Genomic DNA, 16,791 nt, shown 5'->3' on the forward strand with positions numbered 1-16,791 from the left:
CTCCTGCCTCCTCCTCCTGAAAGGTCGCCCCATGCTGATGGTGCTTGCTGTGCTCTTCGCAGCGAGCATCGTCGCCCCCGCCCTCTTCAGCGTGGTGGGCCGGAAGGCATTCCACGTGCTCGCCGGCATCCTCGGTGCGGGCTTCGCGCTCACGGTCGCCTACGGCGGAGCGGTGCTCCAGGAGCCGCGGACGGAGTCCTATGAGTGGATTCCGCAGCTGGGCATCGAGATCGCCCTGCGGCTTGATGCGCTCAGCTATGCCCTGACCCTGCTGATCACCGGCGTCGGCGCTCTGGTGATGCTCTACTGCGCCCGGTACTTCCCAGCACGGGAGGCGGCGCAGGGCCCGTTCGCGGCCCAGCTGTTCGCCTTCGCCGCAGCGATGCTGGGACTGGTTCTCTCGGATGACATCGTCATGCTCTTCATCTTCTGGGAGCTGACCACGATCCTCTCCTTCACGCTGATCGGCTACTCCGGGCACCGGGTGTTCGCCCGTCGCTCGGCGGTGCAGGCGCTGGTGGTCACCACCTTCGGCGGCCTGGCGATGCTGATCGGCCTTCTGTGGATCGGGCAGCTCGCAGGCACCTACCGGATCTCGGAGATCATCGCGGCCGGCGGGGAGCTGTCCGGGGACTGGGCGGTCGACGGCGCGATGGCGCTGATCCTGCTCGGCGCTCTCTCGAAGTCGGCGCTGGTGCCGTTCCACTTCTGGCTGCCGGCGGCGATGGCCGCCCCGACCCCCGTGTCCGCCTACCTGCACGCTGCTGCCATGGTGAAGGCGGGCGTCTACCTGGTGGCCCGCTTCGCCGAAGGCTTCCACGACGGCGCATTCTGGCTTCCCATGGTGCTGATCCTCGGCCTGGTCACGATGCTGATCGGCGCCTATCGGGCGCTGCGCCAGACCGACATCAAGCTGGTGCTGGCCTACGGCACGGTCTCCCAGCTGGGCTTCCTGGTGATGGTCAACGGGCTGGGCACCCGCGACGCTGCCCTGGCGGGCATCGCGATGCTGCTGGCCCACGGGCTGTTCAAGGCCGCCCTGTTCATGATCGTCGGGATCATCGACCACAAGACCGGCACCCGAGACCTGCGGGTGCTCTCCGGGATCGGCCGCAGCCAGCGCACCCTGCTGGCCGCCGCGATCATCGCGGCGGCTTCGATGGCGGGGCTGCCGCCGCTGTTCGGGTTCGTGGCCAAGGAGGTCGTCTTCGAGTCCTTCTACGGCTACGCGGAGGTCAGCGGTGCCGCGGGATGGGCCCTGATGGCCGGGATCGTCGTCGCCTCGGCGCTGACGGTGGCGTACTCGCTGCGGTTCCTCTGGGGCGCCTTCGGGGTGAAGAGGGACGATGACGGGGCTGAGGCGGCCCCCACGGAGTTCCACGGACGTCCGGACCCTGTCTTCCTCGCCTCGCCGGTGATCCTCGCCGGGGCCACCCTGCTGTTCGCGGTGTGGCCGGCTCCGCTGCAGGCGATCGTCGAGCCTTTCGCGGAGGGGTTCGCGCCCGCGGATCCGGACCTGCCGGACACCTACCTGGCGCTCTGGCACGGATTCACGCCGGTGCTTGGGCTCTCTGTGCTGACCTGGGCCCTGGGTCTGGGTATCTTCTGGCTGATCGGCCGCTCCGCCCTGCAGCAGAAGCCGATCCCCGCCCCGCTGGATGCGGAGCGGGTCTACCGGTACTCGCTGCGAGCCCTGGACGACTTCGCCGCCTGGCTGACCTCCAAGACTCAGCGCGGCTCCCTGGGCTGGTACCTCTTCATCATCTTCGGGGTCGCCACCGTGGTGCCCGGTGTGATCATGCTGATGACCGAGCATCAGATGCCGGAGGACTGGATCATTGCCGAGCAGCCCCTGCAGGCTGTCCTCGGCGCGGTGATCATCGCCGGCGGGCTCGGTGCCGTGTGGGCGCCCAAACGTTTTATGGCGGTGCTGATGATGGGGCTCTGCGGCTGGGGCATCGCCGGGATGTTCGCCATCCAGGGGGCCCCGGACCTTGCCCTGACCCTGCTGCTGGTGGAGTCCATCATCCTGGTGTCCTTCGTCCTGGCGCTGCGCAGTCTGCCGGCCCGGGTGTGGACCCAGAACCCCACCCGCTTCAAGCTCGGCCGGGCGGTCCTCGGGGGCGCCTTCGGCCTGCTGGTCATGGCGGCTGCCGCCTTGGCGATGGGCGGCCGGGTGGCGGAGCCGGTCAGCGTGGAGTACCCGTGGATGAGCTACGAGATCGGCCACGGCTCCAACATCGTCAACGTCACTCTGGTGGACATCCGTGTCTGGGACACCTTCGGCGAGATCACCGTGATCGCCGCCGCAGCCACCGGCGTGGCCAGCCTGATCTTCGTCAAGCGCCGCGACGTGCAGCGCCGCAGCCTGCACGAGGTCCCCACCGGCTCTGTGGGCCGGATCCTCTCCGACCAGGAGCTCTCCACCCGCCAGGTCAAGGAGATCCAGGTGGCGCGCTCCTTCGCGACCGTGGCGCGTGAGGCTTGGCTGGTGGCCGGGCGCACCCTCGCCCCGGAGCACCGATCGATCATCTTTGAGGTGATCACCCGGCTGATGTTCCACACGATCATCCTGATCTCGCTGTACCTGCTGCTGGCTGGGCACAACACCCCCGGCGGCGGCTTCGCCGGCGGGCTCCTGGCAGGGCTGGCGTTCGTCCTGCGCTACCTGGCCGGCGGCCGGTATGAGCTGGAGGCGGCGATCCCGTTCTCCGCGGGCGCGCTGATGGGGTGGGGCCTGGCGATCGCCTGCTTCACCGGGATCCTGCCGCTCTTCGCGGGCGGGCAGGCGTTCCAGTCCTTCGTGCTGGACTTCGACCTGCCGATCCTCGGGGAGCACCACTTTGTCTCCGCGCTGCTGTTCGACGTCGGCGTCTATCTGGTGGTGATCGGTCTGATCGTGGATGTGCTCCGGTCGCTGGGCTCTGAGATCGATGTGCGCAGCGAGCAGGAGAATCAGCGCTCGGCGATCGGGCACAGCATCCACTCCCGCACCTCAATGGGGGTGGCCCGGTGACCATCAACCTGACCCTGCTGATCGTCATGGGCGCGATGTTCGCCATCGGGCTCTACCTGATGCTCGAACGCTCCCTGACCCGGGTGCTGCTGGGCATCATCCTGATGTCCAACGGCGCCAACCTGCTGGTGCTGATGACCGCGGGCCGGGCAGGTCAGGCGCCCATCTACGAGGAGGGCCTCGACGCCGCCGAATATCTGGATCCGCTGCCGCAGGCGCTGCTGCTGACTGCGATCGTCATCGGCTTCGCCACCGTCGCGTTCATGCTCGCGCTGATCTACCGCTCCTGGGTGCTCGCCCGGCAGGACGAGCTCACCGATGATGAGGAGGACCGCCGCGTGGCCGCGGCGGTCGGCGCCTACGATCCTGAGGAGGACGCCGAGATCGCCTCCGAGACTTCCGAGTTCGCCGGCACCACTGACCCGAACACCGGAACCATCCGGCCGGAATCCACCGGCAAGCCGGCCCGCGCGGACCGTCCCCAGCGCAGTGAGGCGGGCGAGCACTGATGGAGCCGAACCTGCTGAACTTCACGCCTCTGGCTGTCCTCATCCCGTTCTTCGGGGCGGCCTTCGCCTTTGCGTTCTACCGGAATCAGAACCTGCAGAAGTCCATCACCATCGGCACCCTGATCGTCACGGTGGTGCTGGAGGCCGGGCTGCTGAACGAGGTGTGGCACGGCGGCACCCATGCGATTCACCTGGCCGGCTGGCCCGCGCCGTTCGGCATCGCCATGGTGATCGACCGGTTCGCCGCGCTGATGCTGGTCACCTCCTCGATCATCACCCTGGCGGTGCTGCTCTACGCGGTGGGGCAGGGCGCGGCCGAGGAGAAGAACGACTCCGGCCCGGTCAGCATCTTCTATCCCACCTATCTGATACTGGTTGCCGGCGTCTCCAACGCGTTCCTCGCAGGGGACCTGTTCAACCTGTTCGTCGGCTTCGAGATCTTTCTGACGGCGTCGTACGTGCTGCTGACTCTTGGAGGAGGTGAGGCCCGCATCCGTGCCGGGGTCACCTATGTGGTGGTCTCGATCGCGTCGTCCTCGCTGTTCCTGATCGTCATCGGCCTGTTCTACGCGGCCACCGGGACGGTGAGCCTCGCGGACCTGGCGCTGAAGATCCAGGAGCTGCCTGAGGGCACCCAGCTGATGCTGCACGTGATGCTGCTGATCGCCTTCGGCATCAAGGCGGCGGTGTTCCCGCTGGCGTTCTGGCTGCCGGATTCCTACCCGACCGCACCGGCGCCGGTCACCGCGGTGTTCGCGGGGCTGCTCACCAAGGTGGGCATCTACTCGATGATCCGCACGGAGACTCTGCTGTTCCCGGGGGACCGGATCAACACCGCCCTGATGATCGTGGCTGCGCTGACGATGATCGTCGGAATCCTGGGCGCCCTCGCCCAGGCGGACATCAAGCGAATGCTGTCCTTCACTCTGATCAGCCACATCGGCTACCTGGTGTTCGGCCTCAGCCTGACCAGCATCATCGGGATGGCGGCCACCATCTTCTATGTGGCCCACCACATCACCATCCAGACCACCCTGTTCCTTGTCACCGGTCTCATCGAACGGCGGGCGGGGACCTCGAACGTGGACCGGCTGGGCTCGCTGGCGAAGATCTCTCCGGTGCTGGCGATCCTGTTCTGCATCCCCGCCCTGAACCTCGCCGGGATCCCGCCGTTCAGCGGGTTCCTCGGCAAGGTCGGCATGATGGCCGGCGGCATCGCCGAGAACACCTGGATCACCTGGACCCTGGTCGTGGCCTCGGTGGTGACCAGCCTGCTGACCCTGCTGGCGGTGGCCCGCATCTGGTCGAAGTCCTTCTGGCGCAATGCGGAGGACGCCGAGGGCGCCCCCCGGCTGCTGAAGCCGAAGACCCTGGCTCACGCCCGTGCGGCGAACAGGCGGCTGCTGCCGCCCACTATGGTGGCGCCGACGTCGGCGCTGGTGTGCATGTCCCTGGCGTTCACCGTGTTCGCCGGCCCGCTGATGGACTACTCCCGGGCCGCCGCGCAGGACATGTACGAGCGGACCCCCTACTTGGACGCCGTGCTGGGGGAGGAGCAGGTGGACTCGGTGCGTGACGACCTGGTCGAGTTCACCGAGTCCCTGGACCTGGATCCGGACCCGCAGGACGGGGGAGCGGAGGAGCATGCCCCTGTCGACACCTCCGTCCAGCCGGACATGGAGACTGCGGAGAACGGCACAAGCGTGGATGAGGAGGTCGGCGAATGAGGCGCCCTCGCACTCCTCTGCGGCTGGAGCTGCCGCTGATCCTGGTGCTCGGGATCGTGTGGATGGCTCTCTGGCAGTCCTTCGAGCTGGGCACGTTCATCATCGGCGTGATCTACGCGACGATCATCGTTCGGGTGTTCTATCTGCCGCCGCTGCGGGGAACCGGGCGGGTCAACCCGTTCTGGGGGCTGGTGTTCCTGCTGAGATTCCTCGGCAAGATGGTGTGGGCGAGCTTCGAGGTCTCCTGGATCGCCGTGTGGAAGGGACCCCGGGTCCGCAATTCCATCACCTCCATCCAGCTGCGCAGCCACGACGATCTGATGGTCACCCTGACCGCGCACGCCTTGGCGCTGGTACCCGGGTCTGTGGTGGTCGACATCGACCGCACCACTGCCACGCTGTACCTGCACGTGCTGAACGTGACCGACGACGCCGATGCTGAGAAGGTCCGGCAGGATGCGCTGGCCACGGAGGCGCTGCTGATCCGGGTGCTCGGCAACCGGTCCGACCTTGCCGTGATTAAGGCGGAGAAGCGTCTGGGCCGTGTGGCCGGTCTGTCGAAGACGGAGCGGGAGGCGCCGATCGCCAGCCAAAGCGCGGATATCAAGGTCCTCGGCCGGCGCGGTGACGGGCTGTCTGACACCAGCGGGAAGACCCCCCGCCGGAAGGGGAAGCCATGATGCTCGACTACGCGTACTGGATCACCCAGGGTCTGCTGGCCGTCGCCCTGCTGGGGGCGGTGTACCGGGCCTACCGGGGGCCGAGCGTGCTGGATCGGGTGATCAGCCTGGACGTGATCCTCATCGTGGTGGCCTCAGTGATGCTCACTGACATGGCGTACAACCAGCACCAGGACCACATCATCTTTGTGGTGGTCACTGCGATGATCGGCTTCCTGGGGGCGGTGGCCCTGGCTCGCTACGTGGTGGTTCGCACCCCGGAGCCGGAGCTGAGCACAGCTGAGGGGCCGGTCGCAGATCCGGCCATCCCGAAGGACACCACGCCCCCGGAGATTCTGGATCAGAACCGGCTCCACGAGGAGGGCACGGAGAACCACACGGTGGAGGTCCCCGGTGCCCGCACCTACCCGCGTCCGGCGCCTGAGGAGCCGGAGGAGGATGAGACCACCTCGTGGTTCACCAGGCTCACCAAGTCCGGGTATAAGCCTCAGGCGCGGGCGCGCAGGGCCGATGACGACGACGTCGGCGAGCACGCCAACGATGAGGGTAGGGAGGGCTCCTGATGGGCTGGGACGAGTTTCTCGACGGCCTGGCCGCGGTGTGCATGGTGGTCGGCGGGCTGATGTCTTTGGCCGCCGGGGTCGGGCTGGTGCGCTTCCCGGATCTTCATTCCCGCATGCATGCGGCCACGAAGCCGCAGGTGCTGGGGCTGCTGACGATGCTGCTCTCCGCGGGGATCATGTGGAGATCGTGGACGTGGCTGGGGGTGTGCCTGCTGGCGTGGTCGCTGATGCTGCTCACCGCTCCGGTCAGTGCCCATGTGGTGGGGCGGGCCGGCTATCGGACTAAGCACCTGCGCACGGATCTGCTGACCCATGATGAGCTGGCGCTGACAGTTGACCGGCTTTCTCGCCACAGCGGGGTGCGCCGGGAGCTGAAGGATCCTGAGGATGAGCGAGCGTAACAAGTGAGCGGATTCCCAGCCTGTTTCAGCCTGATGAGTCTTAGGCTAGGACTATGATCCTCAAAATTGCCCTCGTCCTGATCACGATCCTTGCGGTGACTGCTGGCATCACGAGCCTGATGGAGACGGAGCCGGGCGTCACTGCTGCGTTCTCCTTCGGAGCTGCGGTGATCTCGGCGATCGGCATCGCTTACCTGCTGGGCCGTGACGGCAACGGCAGGAAGAAGCCCGCCGCCGGAACTTCGACGACGGGCGATCGTCCTTCTAAGAAGCTCTGATCACACTTCGCTGCGGCTGCCGTAGCCGCCGCGGACTTTGCGGGTGGCGGCTTTGGCGCCCCGCTGGGAGAGCACCTGCACTGCGCCGGTGACGGCGGCGGAGGTGACGCCGAAGACGAGCGCGCGCTTGATGTCGACGGCGTCGATCTCGTCGTCTTTGGGCGGGTTCTCGCCGGTGATCTGGGTCCAGGCCAGGTCGAAGGCCTTGGTGGCCACATAGCCTGCGCCCAACGAGATGACTACGGTCATGCCCTTCTCAATCAGCTTGTCCATGCCCCCACCATACCCCGCCCCTTCCGCCTGCCGTAGGCCTTTCGTAGCATGGGCCGCATGAGGATCGCCGTCGCACAGATCACCACCGGGGCCGATGTCCAGAAGAACCTGAAGCTCGTCGCTGAGCGGACCGCCGAGGCTGCTGAGCAGGGGGCCGAGGTGATCGTCTTCCCCGAAGCGGCGCAGCGGGCCTTCGGCAACCCGCTCGGTGAGATCGCAGAGCCCTTGAACGGGCCCTTTGCGCGCCGTGTGGAGGAGATCGCTGAGGAGCACGGCGTCGTCGTCGTGGTGGGGATGTTCACCCCCGGCCAGCCCAGCGAAGAAGGCCGCGACCGTGTTGCCAACACTCTGCTCATCAGCGACGGCGAGCAGCTCACGCTCGGCTACGAGAAGATACACCTCTACGACGCCTTCGGCTTCCAGGAGTCCAAGACCGTCCAGCCCGGTGAGGATCCCCTCACCGCTCGCATCGGCGGAGCGACTGTCGGATTCGCCACCTGCTACGACGTCCGGTTTCCTCAGCTCTTCCAGCACTACGCCCGCCAAGGAGCCGCAGTCACCATCCTGCCCGCCTCCTGGCAGTCAGGCCCCGGAAAAATCGCTCAGTGGAAGACCCTGGTCACCGCGCGGGCGCTCGACTCCACCCAGTTCATCATCGCCTGCGGCCAGGCACTGCCTGCCGGCACCGACCCTGAGGAGCTCGCTCCCGCGCCCACCGGCGTCGGGCACTCCCTCGTGGTCTCACCCACAGGCCAGATCCTCGCCGAAGCCGGCGAAGGTCCCGAGCTGCTCGTTGTCGACATCGACCCCTCCGATGTTGAAGAAGCCCGTCAGAAGATCCCGGTGCTGGAGAACGCCCGCCCGATGGGCTGACGGTCCTCAGCAGCGGCCGCATCATCGGTATCGACATCAAATCCGACTCCACCGTCCGTGCCGAAGCGGCCAAAGGCCTCCGAGTCATGAGGAGCAGTACGGGGCCGCGGCCTGGGAGGGCTGACCTACGCCTCCGGAGCCGGGTGCTGGACCGGGAGGTCCTCCTCGAGGAACTCATTGAGCTTGGCAGTCCAGTGCTCGTCCGTCTCGAGGCGGTGCTCGACGCCGTCCTGGTCTTCGATCAGCTCGATCGGCTTGGCCAGCGCCACCGATCCGACCAGCCACACATGGTCCGCCTCGTAGAGGTCCTGCGGGGACAGCGGGCCGTAGCCGAGCTCCCAGCCCTGCCGCTCCGCGGCCGCGAAGATCGCGCCCTGGGTAGTGCCGGGGAGGATCCCGGTCTCCAGGATGGGGGTGACCAGCTTGGGCCTCTCCTGGTCCGCCGGGTTCTTCTTCAGCAGCAGCACCGTGGACACCGGCCCCTCGAGGACCTGGCTGTTCGGGGTGACGAAGATCGCATCGTTGTGCCCCTTGGCCTTCGCGTACCGCAGGGCGGCCATGTTCACCGCGTAGGAGAGCGTCTTCGCGCCCAGCAGCAGCCAGGGCGCCCGCTCGGCGAGGTCGGCGTCGTACCCACGGTCCAGCAGAGTCACTGAGATGGGGGAGAAGCGCTTGGCGATCGTCTCCTCCGGCACCGGGGTCAGCAGTGCCCAATAGGTGCCCGCGAACGCTGGGTCATCGCTGGCAGGCTCGCCGTCCACCCCGCGGGTCGCTGAGAGCCGCACCGTCACCTCCGGCGGAAGGCCTCCGCGGGCCCGGAACTCATCCAGGCCGCGCTCCACGGCGGCGCGCCAGGACTCCACGAGGGGAATGCCGATGTCCGTGATCCCGGCCGAGCGCTGCAGCCGCGCCAAGTGGGCGTCGAACTTTCGCACGTGACCCTCCCGGACCAGCATGGTCTCGAAGATCCCGTCCCCGCGCACTGCGCCGAGGTCGGTGACCCGCAGCTGCGGCTGGTGCGGGTCGAAGAGGAAGCCCTCAGGGTGCTCGGCATCGATGCGGACGGCCACGGCGGACACAGAGTGGTCCTGAAAATGCTCAGCCATGCCCACCAGCCTACTCCTCCAGAAGGCCCATTGCCCGGCGCATCCAACGATTCCCCGTATTGTGGGGCAGATGCTGTGGCCTTTGAGCGGACTGGGGATTGAGACTTTTCCCACCTGGGCTGTGGTCCTCATCCTCGCTGTGGAGATCGGAATCCGACTGGCGGTGCTCGGCATCATCCCGGAGAACCGCCGTCCCCAGACCGCCATGGCCTGGCTCATCGCCATCTTCTTCATCCCCGCCGTCGCCCTGCCGCTGTTCCTGCTGATCGGCAGCGCGAAGCTCTCCGCGCGCAGGCAGCGCCGCCAGGCCCGCATCAATGAGGAGGTGCTCAGGGCCACGCGCGGAATGGACCTCTCCGACCAGCTGCGCGACCTCGATGAGCAGCTCGGCGCCACCGCCGCCCTCAACCGGAACCTCGGCGCGTTCCCCGTCCAGGACGGCAACCGTGTGGAGCTGATCTCGGGGTACGAGGACTACTTCGACCAGATGGCCGCCGAGATCGACGGCGCCGAACAGTACGTCCATATGCTCTTCTACATCATCGCGGAGGACCCCGTCGCAGCGAAGGTGCTGGCCGCGCTGGAGCGAGCCGCCGCCCGTGGGGTGACCGTCCGCCTGCTCTACGACCATGTCGGCAGTATGCGCACCAACGGGTACCGGAAGCTGGTCCGCCGGCTCAGGGCCGCGGAGAAGGAATGGCCGGACTGCTTCCAGTGGCGCCGGGCCCTTCCCATCCGGCCGTTCCGGCTGCGGTTCTCCCGCCCGGACCTGCGCAACCACCGCAAGATCGTCGTGGTCGACGGCCGCACCGCGTTCACCGGCAGTGCGAACCTCATCGAGTCCCACTACAAGCGCAGGTCCGCCCAGCGCATGGGCCGGCACTGGGTGGAGCTCAACGCGAAGATCACCGGCCCTGCGGTCACCGGGCTGGATATCGTCTTCGCCACCGACTGGTACGCCGAAACCGATGAGAACCCCGCCCTGACCAGGCACGGGCACCCCATGATGGTGGACATCGAGGCCGACGAGGCCACCCGCGGCGGCTCTTTGGCGCAGGTGGTGCCCTCCGGCCCCGGCTTCCCGGACGAGAACAACCTGCGGCTCTTCAATGACCTCATCTACCAGGCCACCGAGCGGCTCGTCATCTGCACCCCCTACCTGGTGCCGGACGACTCCCTGCTCTACGCGCTGACCAACGCCTCCTACCGCGACGTCGACGTCGTCGTCCTCGTCACCGAGAAGGCGGACCAGTTCCTCGTCCAGCACGCCCAGCAGTCCTATTACCAGGCGCTGCTAGAGGCCGGGGTGCGGATCTTCCGTTACCCGGCCCCGGACGTCCTGCACTCCAAATTCATGGTGGTGGATCAGGACACCGCGGTGCTGGGCTCCTCCAACATGGATATGCGGTCCTTCACCCTGAATCTGGAAGTCACCCTCATGGTGGTCGATGACGAAAAGATCGCCGAATTCGACGCCGTGCTGGCGGAGTACTTCAGGATATCCTCCGAGGTCAGCGCCGACGCATGGGCCTCTCGGAGCTGGGGAACCCGCTACCTGGATAATGTGAGTAGGCTCACAGCTGCACTGCAGTGACCTGATTTCCACTACCCTGGTGCGCGTGCCTGGAACAGCCCACAGCTTCCCCCTGACGGTGAGTGCTGTCATCGCCGCCGCCTCCGCGCTGCTGCTCAGCGCCTGCGGCGACGATGAGAACGCCGATGCTGAGGGCGGCAGCCCCCAGCCCACCGCGGAGACCGCGGAGGAGACCGCCGCCGCCCCCGGCGAGGCCGAGGAGACCGCCGAGGACGATGAGCAGCAGGATCCGGAGCCGCTCAGCGAGGAGGAGATGATGGACATCCTCCTCACCTCCGGAGAGCTGCCCGAGACCCCGACCGGCCACTCCACCCACACTGGGCTGGGCTGGTTCGACGAGGAGCTCGCCGTCGAATCGGGCGCCTACGCGGACGCCTTCGGCGAATCCGAGTGCGCCGCCGCCCTGGACACCGTCAATGTGAGCCTCGTCGGAGAGGACGCCCAGGCCGGCGTTGCCCACGAATATCGGCGCACCCTTGACGACGAGGACGCCGAGGAGGGCCCGATGGAGACCCTCGTCGTGTGGGCGCTCGCCTATCCGGAGGAGAGTCCCAGCCAGACCTCCGAGCTGTGGGAGGACCTCACCGCTGCCTGCTCGGACGGCCTGGACCTTCGCGACGAGGAGATCGACGTCGCACCCCTGGAGACCGACGACGACTATCCCTTCAACGGGATGAGCCTCACCATCACCATGGGCGACGAGGAGGACGGCGCCTCGCGGGTGGAGGTCTACTCCGCCACCGCCGACGTGGGCCCCAACACCATCATGCTCAGCGCGGTGAACATGGACCAGGAGACGTTCACCGACCTGCTGGACATCCAGTCCGAGAAGCTCGAAGAGCACCTCGAGAACGCGTAGTCGGTCGGCTCCCGGCGCATACGGCGGCCTGCGGCCGAGCGGCGGGGCGACGCGCCTCACTCACGGGACGGGAACTCGCCCCCGAGGGCGTTGAGGACCCCCCGGGACTTCACCACGATCTCCTCCCACTCCTTCTGAGGCTCCGAGTCCGCCGTGATCGCCCCTCCCACTCCCAGGTGCAGCGACGCCGGCTGGCCGGCGCCGGCTGGTCGGCGCAGCACGGCGGTCCGGATCACCACCGAGAGGTCGCAGCTGCCGTCCGCCCCGAAGAATCCCGCCGCCCCGGAGTAGGGGCCGCGCGGACTGCCCTCCAGGCGCCTCAGGATCTCCATGGTGGAGAGCTTCGGCGCACCCGTCATCGACCCGGGCGGGAACGCGGCGAGCACCGCCGCAGCGCGTGAGGAGCCCGGAGCCAGCCGGGCGCTGATCGTGGAGACCATCTGGTGCACGCTCGGATAGCTCTCCACCGCGCACAGCCGTTCGGTCCGCAGCGTGCCCGCGGCCGCGTAGACGGACAGGTCGTTGCGGACCAGGTCTGCGATCATCACGTTCTCCGCCCGGTCCTTCGGGTGGGTGCGCAGCTCCTCCGCCAGGGCCGCATCGGCTGCAGCGGTGGCGCCGCGGGGCCGAGTCCCCTTGATCGGCTCGGAACGGACTGTTCCCTCCGCATCCATGCTCACAAACCGCTCCGGCGACGTGGAGAGGATCTCCAGCGTCCCGCCCTCCGGCTCGGGCAGGATCAGCAGCTGGGTGAACGGCGCCCGGTTCGCAGCCCGCAGCCGCCGGTAGGCCTCGAAGGCCCCGCCGTGCAGGGTCCCGGTCACTGCGGTGGTCAGGCACACTTCATAGGAGTTTCCGTCCCGGATCTCTGCCTGCGCCTCGCTGATCTTCGCCAGGTACTCCTCCTGGGAGTCGCGGACGGTGAGCCCGGTGAGCCGAGGGGCGAAGTCGCTGTCCCCAGGCGCGGAGCTCACTTCAGCGAGCGTCTGCTCCACGTGCTGGGCCCACTCCTCGTCGCCGTGAGGGGTGACGGTCCCGGTGCGATGGTCGACGACGACGGTCCGCTCCGCCCGGAAGAACCGGCCGGACTGCTCATACTCCAGGACCCCGAACCAATCCCCATCACCGGGCCACGCGCCCGAGAGCCAGGGGCCGAACTCGCTCGGTTCGGTCGTCACCACCTCGGCACCGAAGGCCAGGATGCTCTGGGCGCTTCGTCGGGGCGCCGGAGTGACACCAGCATCGGAGGAATCCAGAAAGGACCGGGGGCCGGCGGCGAGTTCGCCTGAGAGCGCCTCAAAGAGCTCAAATGCGCCGTCGGCTCCCAGTGAAGCGGGGAGAGACGGCGTAGGCATGCGGAACATCCTATGAGCAGGACGGCCAGCAGGTTCAGGAGGAGGTTCAGGGTGGCCTCGGACGTTCGGGCTGAGGCGCGGCACAATACATGGTGGCTGGATCCATTCTGCACGGCTCATTTCTTGAAGGGTATTGATGGCACGTCTCCTCTACCGGCTGGGTCTCTTCGCCGCACGGCGCGCGAAGGCTGTGCTGGCGTTCTGGTTCGCGATGCTGGTGCTCGCCGGCAGCGCGTTCGCCGGCTTCGGCGGCCAGCTGACGGACCAGATCTCAATGCCTGACCTGGAGACCTCGGAGGTCGCAGACCGCCTGGCCGAGGAGCTGCCGGACGCCGGCGGCGGATCAGCCACCGCGGTGGTGCGCACCGAGGACGGCTCAGCGATCAGCGAGGACCAGCGCACGGCCGTCGAGGAGCTGATCGCAGACGTCGAATCCCACGAGGTGGTCGACGAGGTCACCGATCCCTGGGAGACCCGTGCGGAGCTCGCCGACGCCCGCGATGAGGTCGAAGAGGGCCGGGCCGAGCTCGATGACGGGCAGGAGCAGCTCGATGAGGCAGAGGCGGAGCTGGAGCAGGCCCGCGAGCAGCTCGGCGGCATGGACCGTGACGACATCGACGAGGCCCAGGCTGAGCTCGACCAGGCGTGGGAGGATGCCGGCACCACCCCGGAGGAGGCCGCCGAGCAGCGCGAGGAGATCGAGGCCGGGCTGGCCGAGCTCGACGCCGCTGACGCTGAGCTGGACGCCCAGGTGGAGCAGGCGCTGGCCGACGGCACGTGGCCCCAGCAGGAGGACGCGCTGAACGCCCAGCGGGCGGAGATCGTTGCTGAGCGGAACGAGTTGGAGGCCGCGCAGGCTCAGCTGCAGGCCCTGGAGCCGCTGGAGGCCCAGCAGGCTGAGCTCGACGCCGCCGATGAGGCGCTCACTGAGATCGAAGAGGGCGAGGCGGAGCTCGCCGAGCAGCGCGAGGAGCTGGAGTCCGGGGACGCCGAGGCGGAGCTGGACCAGGCGGAGCGTCAGCTGGAGCTCAATGAGGAGTTTCAGCTGCTCTCCGACCATGAGGACGTCGCCGTCCTCATGGTCGGCTTCCACGACCCGATCGAGCAGGTCGGCACAGAGGCGATCGCCGATGTCTCCGACGAGCTCACAGGAGCGGACATCGATGGCCTGGAGGTGCTGCCGGGCGGGGATCTGTCCATGGAGATGCCGCCGATCTTCGGCGTCGGGGAGGCGATCGGCCTGCTGGTGGCCGGCCTGGTGCTGTTCATCATGCTGGGCACTTTCGTGGGGGCGGGCCTGCCGCTGCTCTCCGCCATCCTGGGCGTGGGCATCGGCGTGATGGCCGCGATGTCGCTCTCCGGGGTCGTGGAGATGAACAACATCACCCCGATCCTCGGCCTGATGCTCGGCTTGGCGGTGGGCCTGGACTATGCGCTGTTCATCATCCACCGGCACCGGGAGCAGCTGAAGGACGGCATCGACCTCCGAGAATCCATCGGGCTGGCCAATGGCACGGCGGGCAACGCGGTGGTCTTTGCCGGGGTGACCAACGTGATCGCCCTGCTGGCCCTGAATGTGACGGGCATCCCGATGCTGGCGATGATGGGCTCAGTGGCCGCGTTCTGCGTGGTGAGCGCAGTGCTGCTGGCCACCACGATCATTCCGGCCATGCTGAAGCTGGTGGGCTGGCGGATCCTGCGGCCGCGCGAGCGTCGGTACATCGGTGCGGAGTGGAAGTCCGGAGGGAGCGCGGAGAGCCGCATCGGTGAGCCGATCCCGGTGGGACGCTCCCTGCTGTACGCTGCGGCGTCCATCGGTGCGCTGGCGGTGCTGGCGCTGCCTGCCATGGATATGCGGCTGGCATTCCCCGATGCTGGATCGGAGGCTGAGGACACGGCTGCGCACCAGGCGTACATGGTCACGGAGGACGCCTTCGGGCAGGGGATGAACGGCCCGCTGCTGGTGGTCGCTGACTTCCCTGAAGGTTTGGGGGACATGGAGGCGGGGGAGCGGCAGCTCGACGTCGCCGATCAGCTCGGCGCCCTGGACCACGCAGACACGGTGGTTCCCCTGGCGATGAATGACGAGAACACGATGGCCGCCTACCAGGTGATTCCGGAGGAGGGTCCGGCCGCGGAGTCCACGCAGGATCTTGTCTATGAGCTGCGGGATTCGAACCCGGTGCAGGACCAGGGTGTCCACGAAGTTTCGGTGGCGGGCATCACCGCGGCGGAGATCGACATTTCGGACATCATCTCGGATGCGATGCCGCTGTACCTCGCGTTGGTGATCGGTCTGTGCCTGATCCTGATGATCATGGTGTTCCGCTCCATCCTGCTGCCGGTGGTGGCGACCCTCGGGTTTGTGGGATCGCTGGCTGCTTCGGTGGGCATTGTGGTCGCGGTGTTCCAGTGGGGCTGGGGCGCGGAGCTGCTGGCTCTCGGCCGGCCGGGCCCGATCATGACGATGCTGCCGATCCTGATGGTGGGCATTCTGTTCGGCCTGGCGATGGACTATCAGCTCTTCACGGCCTCCGGCATGCGGGAGGCCTACGCCAAGGGCGTGCCCGCTCGGCTGGCGGTCCGCCGCGGCCTGCATGCCGGGCGCGTGGTGGTGACCGCCTGCGCGCTGATCATGACATCGGTCTTCGCCGGGTTCATCTTCACCCCGGATCCGATGGTCGCCTCCATCGGCCTGGGCTTGGCGGTGGGTGTGCTGCTGGACGCCTTCGTGGTCCGCGTGCTGCTGGTCCCGGCAGTGCTGACTCTGCTGGGCAGGTCGGCCTGGTGGATTCCTGTCTGGCTGGACCGGATCATGCCCGACGTCGACGTCGAGGGCGCCCGGCTCGTCCAGTCGGAGGGTGAGGACGGCGACGCCGCGGCTGCGAGTGATCGTGAGAAGGTGCAGGCATGAGCGCCGGCAGGCGGGGACGGCCCCGCAGCGAGGCCTCCCACCGTGCGGTGATGGAGGCGGTGGCCCGCCTGCTGGACGAGCAGGGCTGCGCCTATGAGGCGGTCACCGTGGAGGGCATCGCCGCGGAGGCCGGCGTCGGCAAGCAGACGATCTACCGCTGGTGGCAGAACAAGGCTGCTGTTGTGCTTGAGGCTCTGCTGACCGGTTACCTGAAGCTGGACTTCGCCCCTGTCGCGGACACGGGGGATCTCAAGGCTGACCTGCATGCCTGGCTTGAGGAGGGGCATCGCAGCGAGGAGGGCACGGACGACGGCGTCACGATGACCCGCAGCCTGATGGCGGCGCTGGTCACCAGCGACCCGGAGATGCAGGAGCTGGTGAGGGAGGCTGATCCGTGGGCCAACTCCCACCTGGCCGCACGTTTCCGGGCTGCCGCGGAGGCCGGGCATCTGCGCGAGGGCACTGATCCGTCCCTGCTGACCTCGGCGGTGATGGGGCCGGTGGTGATGCAGATGGTGACTGCGGGAAAGCCTGATCCGGAGTGGGCCGGTCGGCTCGTCGACATGCTGCTGGAGGGTGCGCTGAGGCGATAGGGGTGTGAACTTCCTCACTTTTCGAGGCGCAGCGTCTCGGAAATTTTTAT

Annotated in this window: 15 protein-coding genes; 12 read left to right on the plus strand and 3 right to left on the minus strand. The window is 67.7% G+C overall.

Translation table 11 applies throughout. The features are described 5' to 3' along the window. The first annotated feature begins 31 nt into the window (after nt 1–31). Genes FWJ47_RS04245 through FWJ47_RS04275 form a run of 7 tightly spaced genes read left to right on the plus strand, consistent with a single transcriptional unit; the run spans nt 32 to nt 7,174 of the window. The gene (locus tag FWJ47_RS04245) at nt 32–3,016 is read left to right on the plus strand and encodes a Na+/H+ antiporter subunit A (protein ID WP_147104558.1); all 2,985 of its coding nucleotides are present in this window, start codon (nt 32–34) and stop codon (nt 3,014–3,016) included. Then, a complete protein-coding gene (locus FWJ47_RS04250; protein ID WP_147104561.1) occupies nt 3,013–3,525 on the plus strand; it encodes a Na(+)/H(+) antiporter subunit C in 513 nt (170 codons plus the stop codon). Before FWJ47_RS04245 ends, FWJ47_RS04250 begins: the two co-directional genes overlap by 4 nt. Beyond that, entirely contained in the window at nt 3,525–5,252 is a 1,728-nt protein-coding gene (locus tag FWJ47_RS04255) for a Na+/H+ antiporter subunit D (protein WP_147104564.1), read from the plus strand. Before FWJ47_RS04250 ends, FWJ47_RS04255 begins: the two co-directional genes overlap by 1 nt. Next, complete coding sequence (locus tag FWJ47_RS04260; RefSeq protein ID WP_147104567.1) at nt 5,249–5,932, plus strand: Na+/H+ antiporter subunit E; 684 nt, start codon at nt 5,249–5,251, stop codon at nt 5,930–5,932. Before FWJ47_RS04255 ends, FWJ47_RS04260 begins: the two co-directional genes overlap by 4 nt. After that, entirely contained in the window at nt 5,929–6,495 is a 567-nt protein-coding gene (locus FWJ47_RS04265; RefSeq protein ID WP_147104570.1) for an MrpF/PhaF family protein, read from the plus strand. Before FWJ47_RS04260 ends, FWJ47_RS04265 begins: the two co-directional genes overlap by 4 nt. Continuing rightward, nucleotides 6,495–6,896: a monovalent cation/H(+) antiporter subunit G gene (gene mnhG, locus FWJ47_RS04270; protein ID WP_147104573.1), complete on the plus strand. Its 402-nt coding sequence runs from the start codon at nt 6,495–6,497 to the stop codon at nt 6,894–6,896. Before FWJ47_RS04265 ends, mnhG begins: the two co-directional genes overlap by 1 nt. A 53-nt stretch (nt 6,897–6,949) precedes the next feature. Then, nucleotides 6,950–7,174, plus strand: a complete 225-nt coding sequence (locus FWJ47_RS04275; protein ID WP_147104577.1) for a hypothetical protein — start codon at nt 6,950–6,952, stop codon at nt 7,172–7,174. Here FWJ47_RS04275 and FWJ47_RS04280 read toward each other — a convergent pair whose 3' ends face one another. After that, complete coding sequence (locus tag FWJ47_RS04280; RefSeq protein WP_147104580.1) at nt 7,175–7,447, minus strand: DUF4235 domain-containing protein; 273 nt, start codon at nt 7,445–7,447, stop codon at nt 7,175–7,177. A 57-nt stretch (nt 7,448–7,504) separates the two neighbouring features. Here FWJ47_RS04280 and FWJ47_RS04285 point away from each other — a divergent pair, with 57 nt between their 5' ends. Continuing rightward, nucleotides 7,505–8,320 (plus strand): carbon-nitrogen hydrolase family protein, encoded by an 816-nt coding sequence (locus FWJ47_RS04285; RefSeq protein WP_147104583.1) that lies wholly within the window; start codon nt 7,505–7,507, stop codon nt 8,318–8,320. Nucleotides 8,321–8,445: 125 nt separating this feature from the next. On the opposite strand, the gene FWJ47_RS04290 is transcribed toward FWJ47_RS04285, so the two are convergent. After that, nucleotides 8,446–9,426: an aminotransferase class IV gene (locus tag FWJ47_RS04290; protein ID WP_147104586.1), complete on the minus strand. Its 981-nt coding sequence runs from the start codon at nt 9,424–9,426 to the stop codon at nt 8,446–8,448. Nucleotides 9,427–9,496: 70 nt separating this feature from the next. Here FWJ47_RS04290 and cls point away from each other — a divergent pair, with 70 nt between their 5' ends. Beyond that, entirely contained in the window at nt 9,497–11,020 is a 1,524-nt protein-coding gene (cls, locus tag FWJ47_RS04295; protein ID WP_147104589.1) for a cardiolipin synthase, read from the plus strand. 25 nt (nt 11,021–11,045) lie between these two features. Then, nucleotides 11,046–11,879 (plus strand): hypothetical protein, encoded by an 834-nt coding sequence (locus tag FWJ47_RS04300; RefSeq protein ID WP_147104592.1) that lies wholly within the window; start codon nt 11,046–11,048, stop codon nt 11,877–11,879. 56 nt (nt 11,880–11,935) lie between these two features. Here the strand turns inward: FWJ47_RS04300 and FWJ47_RS04305 are convergent, their stop codons facing one another. Then, nucleotides 11,936–13,234 carry an anthranilate synthase component I family protein gene (locus FWJ47_RS04305; protein WP_246126153.1) on the minus strand — a complete coding sequence of 433 codons (1,299 nt, stop codon included), beginning with the start codon at nt 13,232–13,234 and terminating at the stop codon, nt 11,936–11,938. Between the two features lie 136 nt (nt 13,235–13,370). Here FWJ47_RS04305 and FWJ47_RS04310 point away from each other — a divergent pair, with 136 nt between their 5' ends. After that, nucleotides 13,371–16,148 carry an MMPL family transporter gene (locus tag FWJ47_RS04310; RefSeq protein ID WP_147104598.1) on the plus strand — a complete coding sequence of 926 codons (2,778 nt, stop codon included), beginning with the start codon at nt 13,371–13,373 and terminating at the stop codon, nt 16,146–16,148. Then, entirely contained in the window at nt 16,145–16,741 is a 597-nt protein-coding gene (locus FWJ47_RS04315) for a TetR/AcrR family transcriptional regulator (RefSeq protein WP_147104600.1), read from the plus strand. The genes FWJ47_RS04310 and FWJ47_RS04315 overlap by 4 nt, the downstream gene beginning before the upstream one ends. The last annotated feature ends 50 nt before the right edge of the window (nt 16,742–16,791 follow it).

The organism is Nesterenkonia populi (genome assembly GCF_007994735.1).
Taxonomy (GTDB): Bacteria; Actinomycetota; Actinomycetes; order Actinomycetales; family Micrococcaceae; genus Nesterenkonia; species Nesterenkonia populi.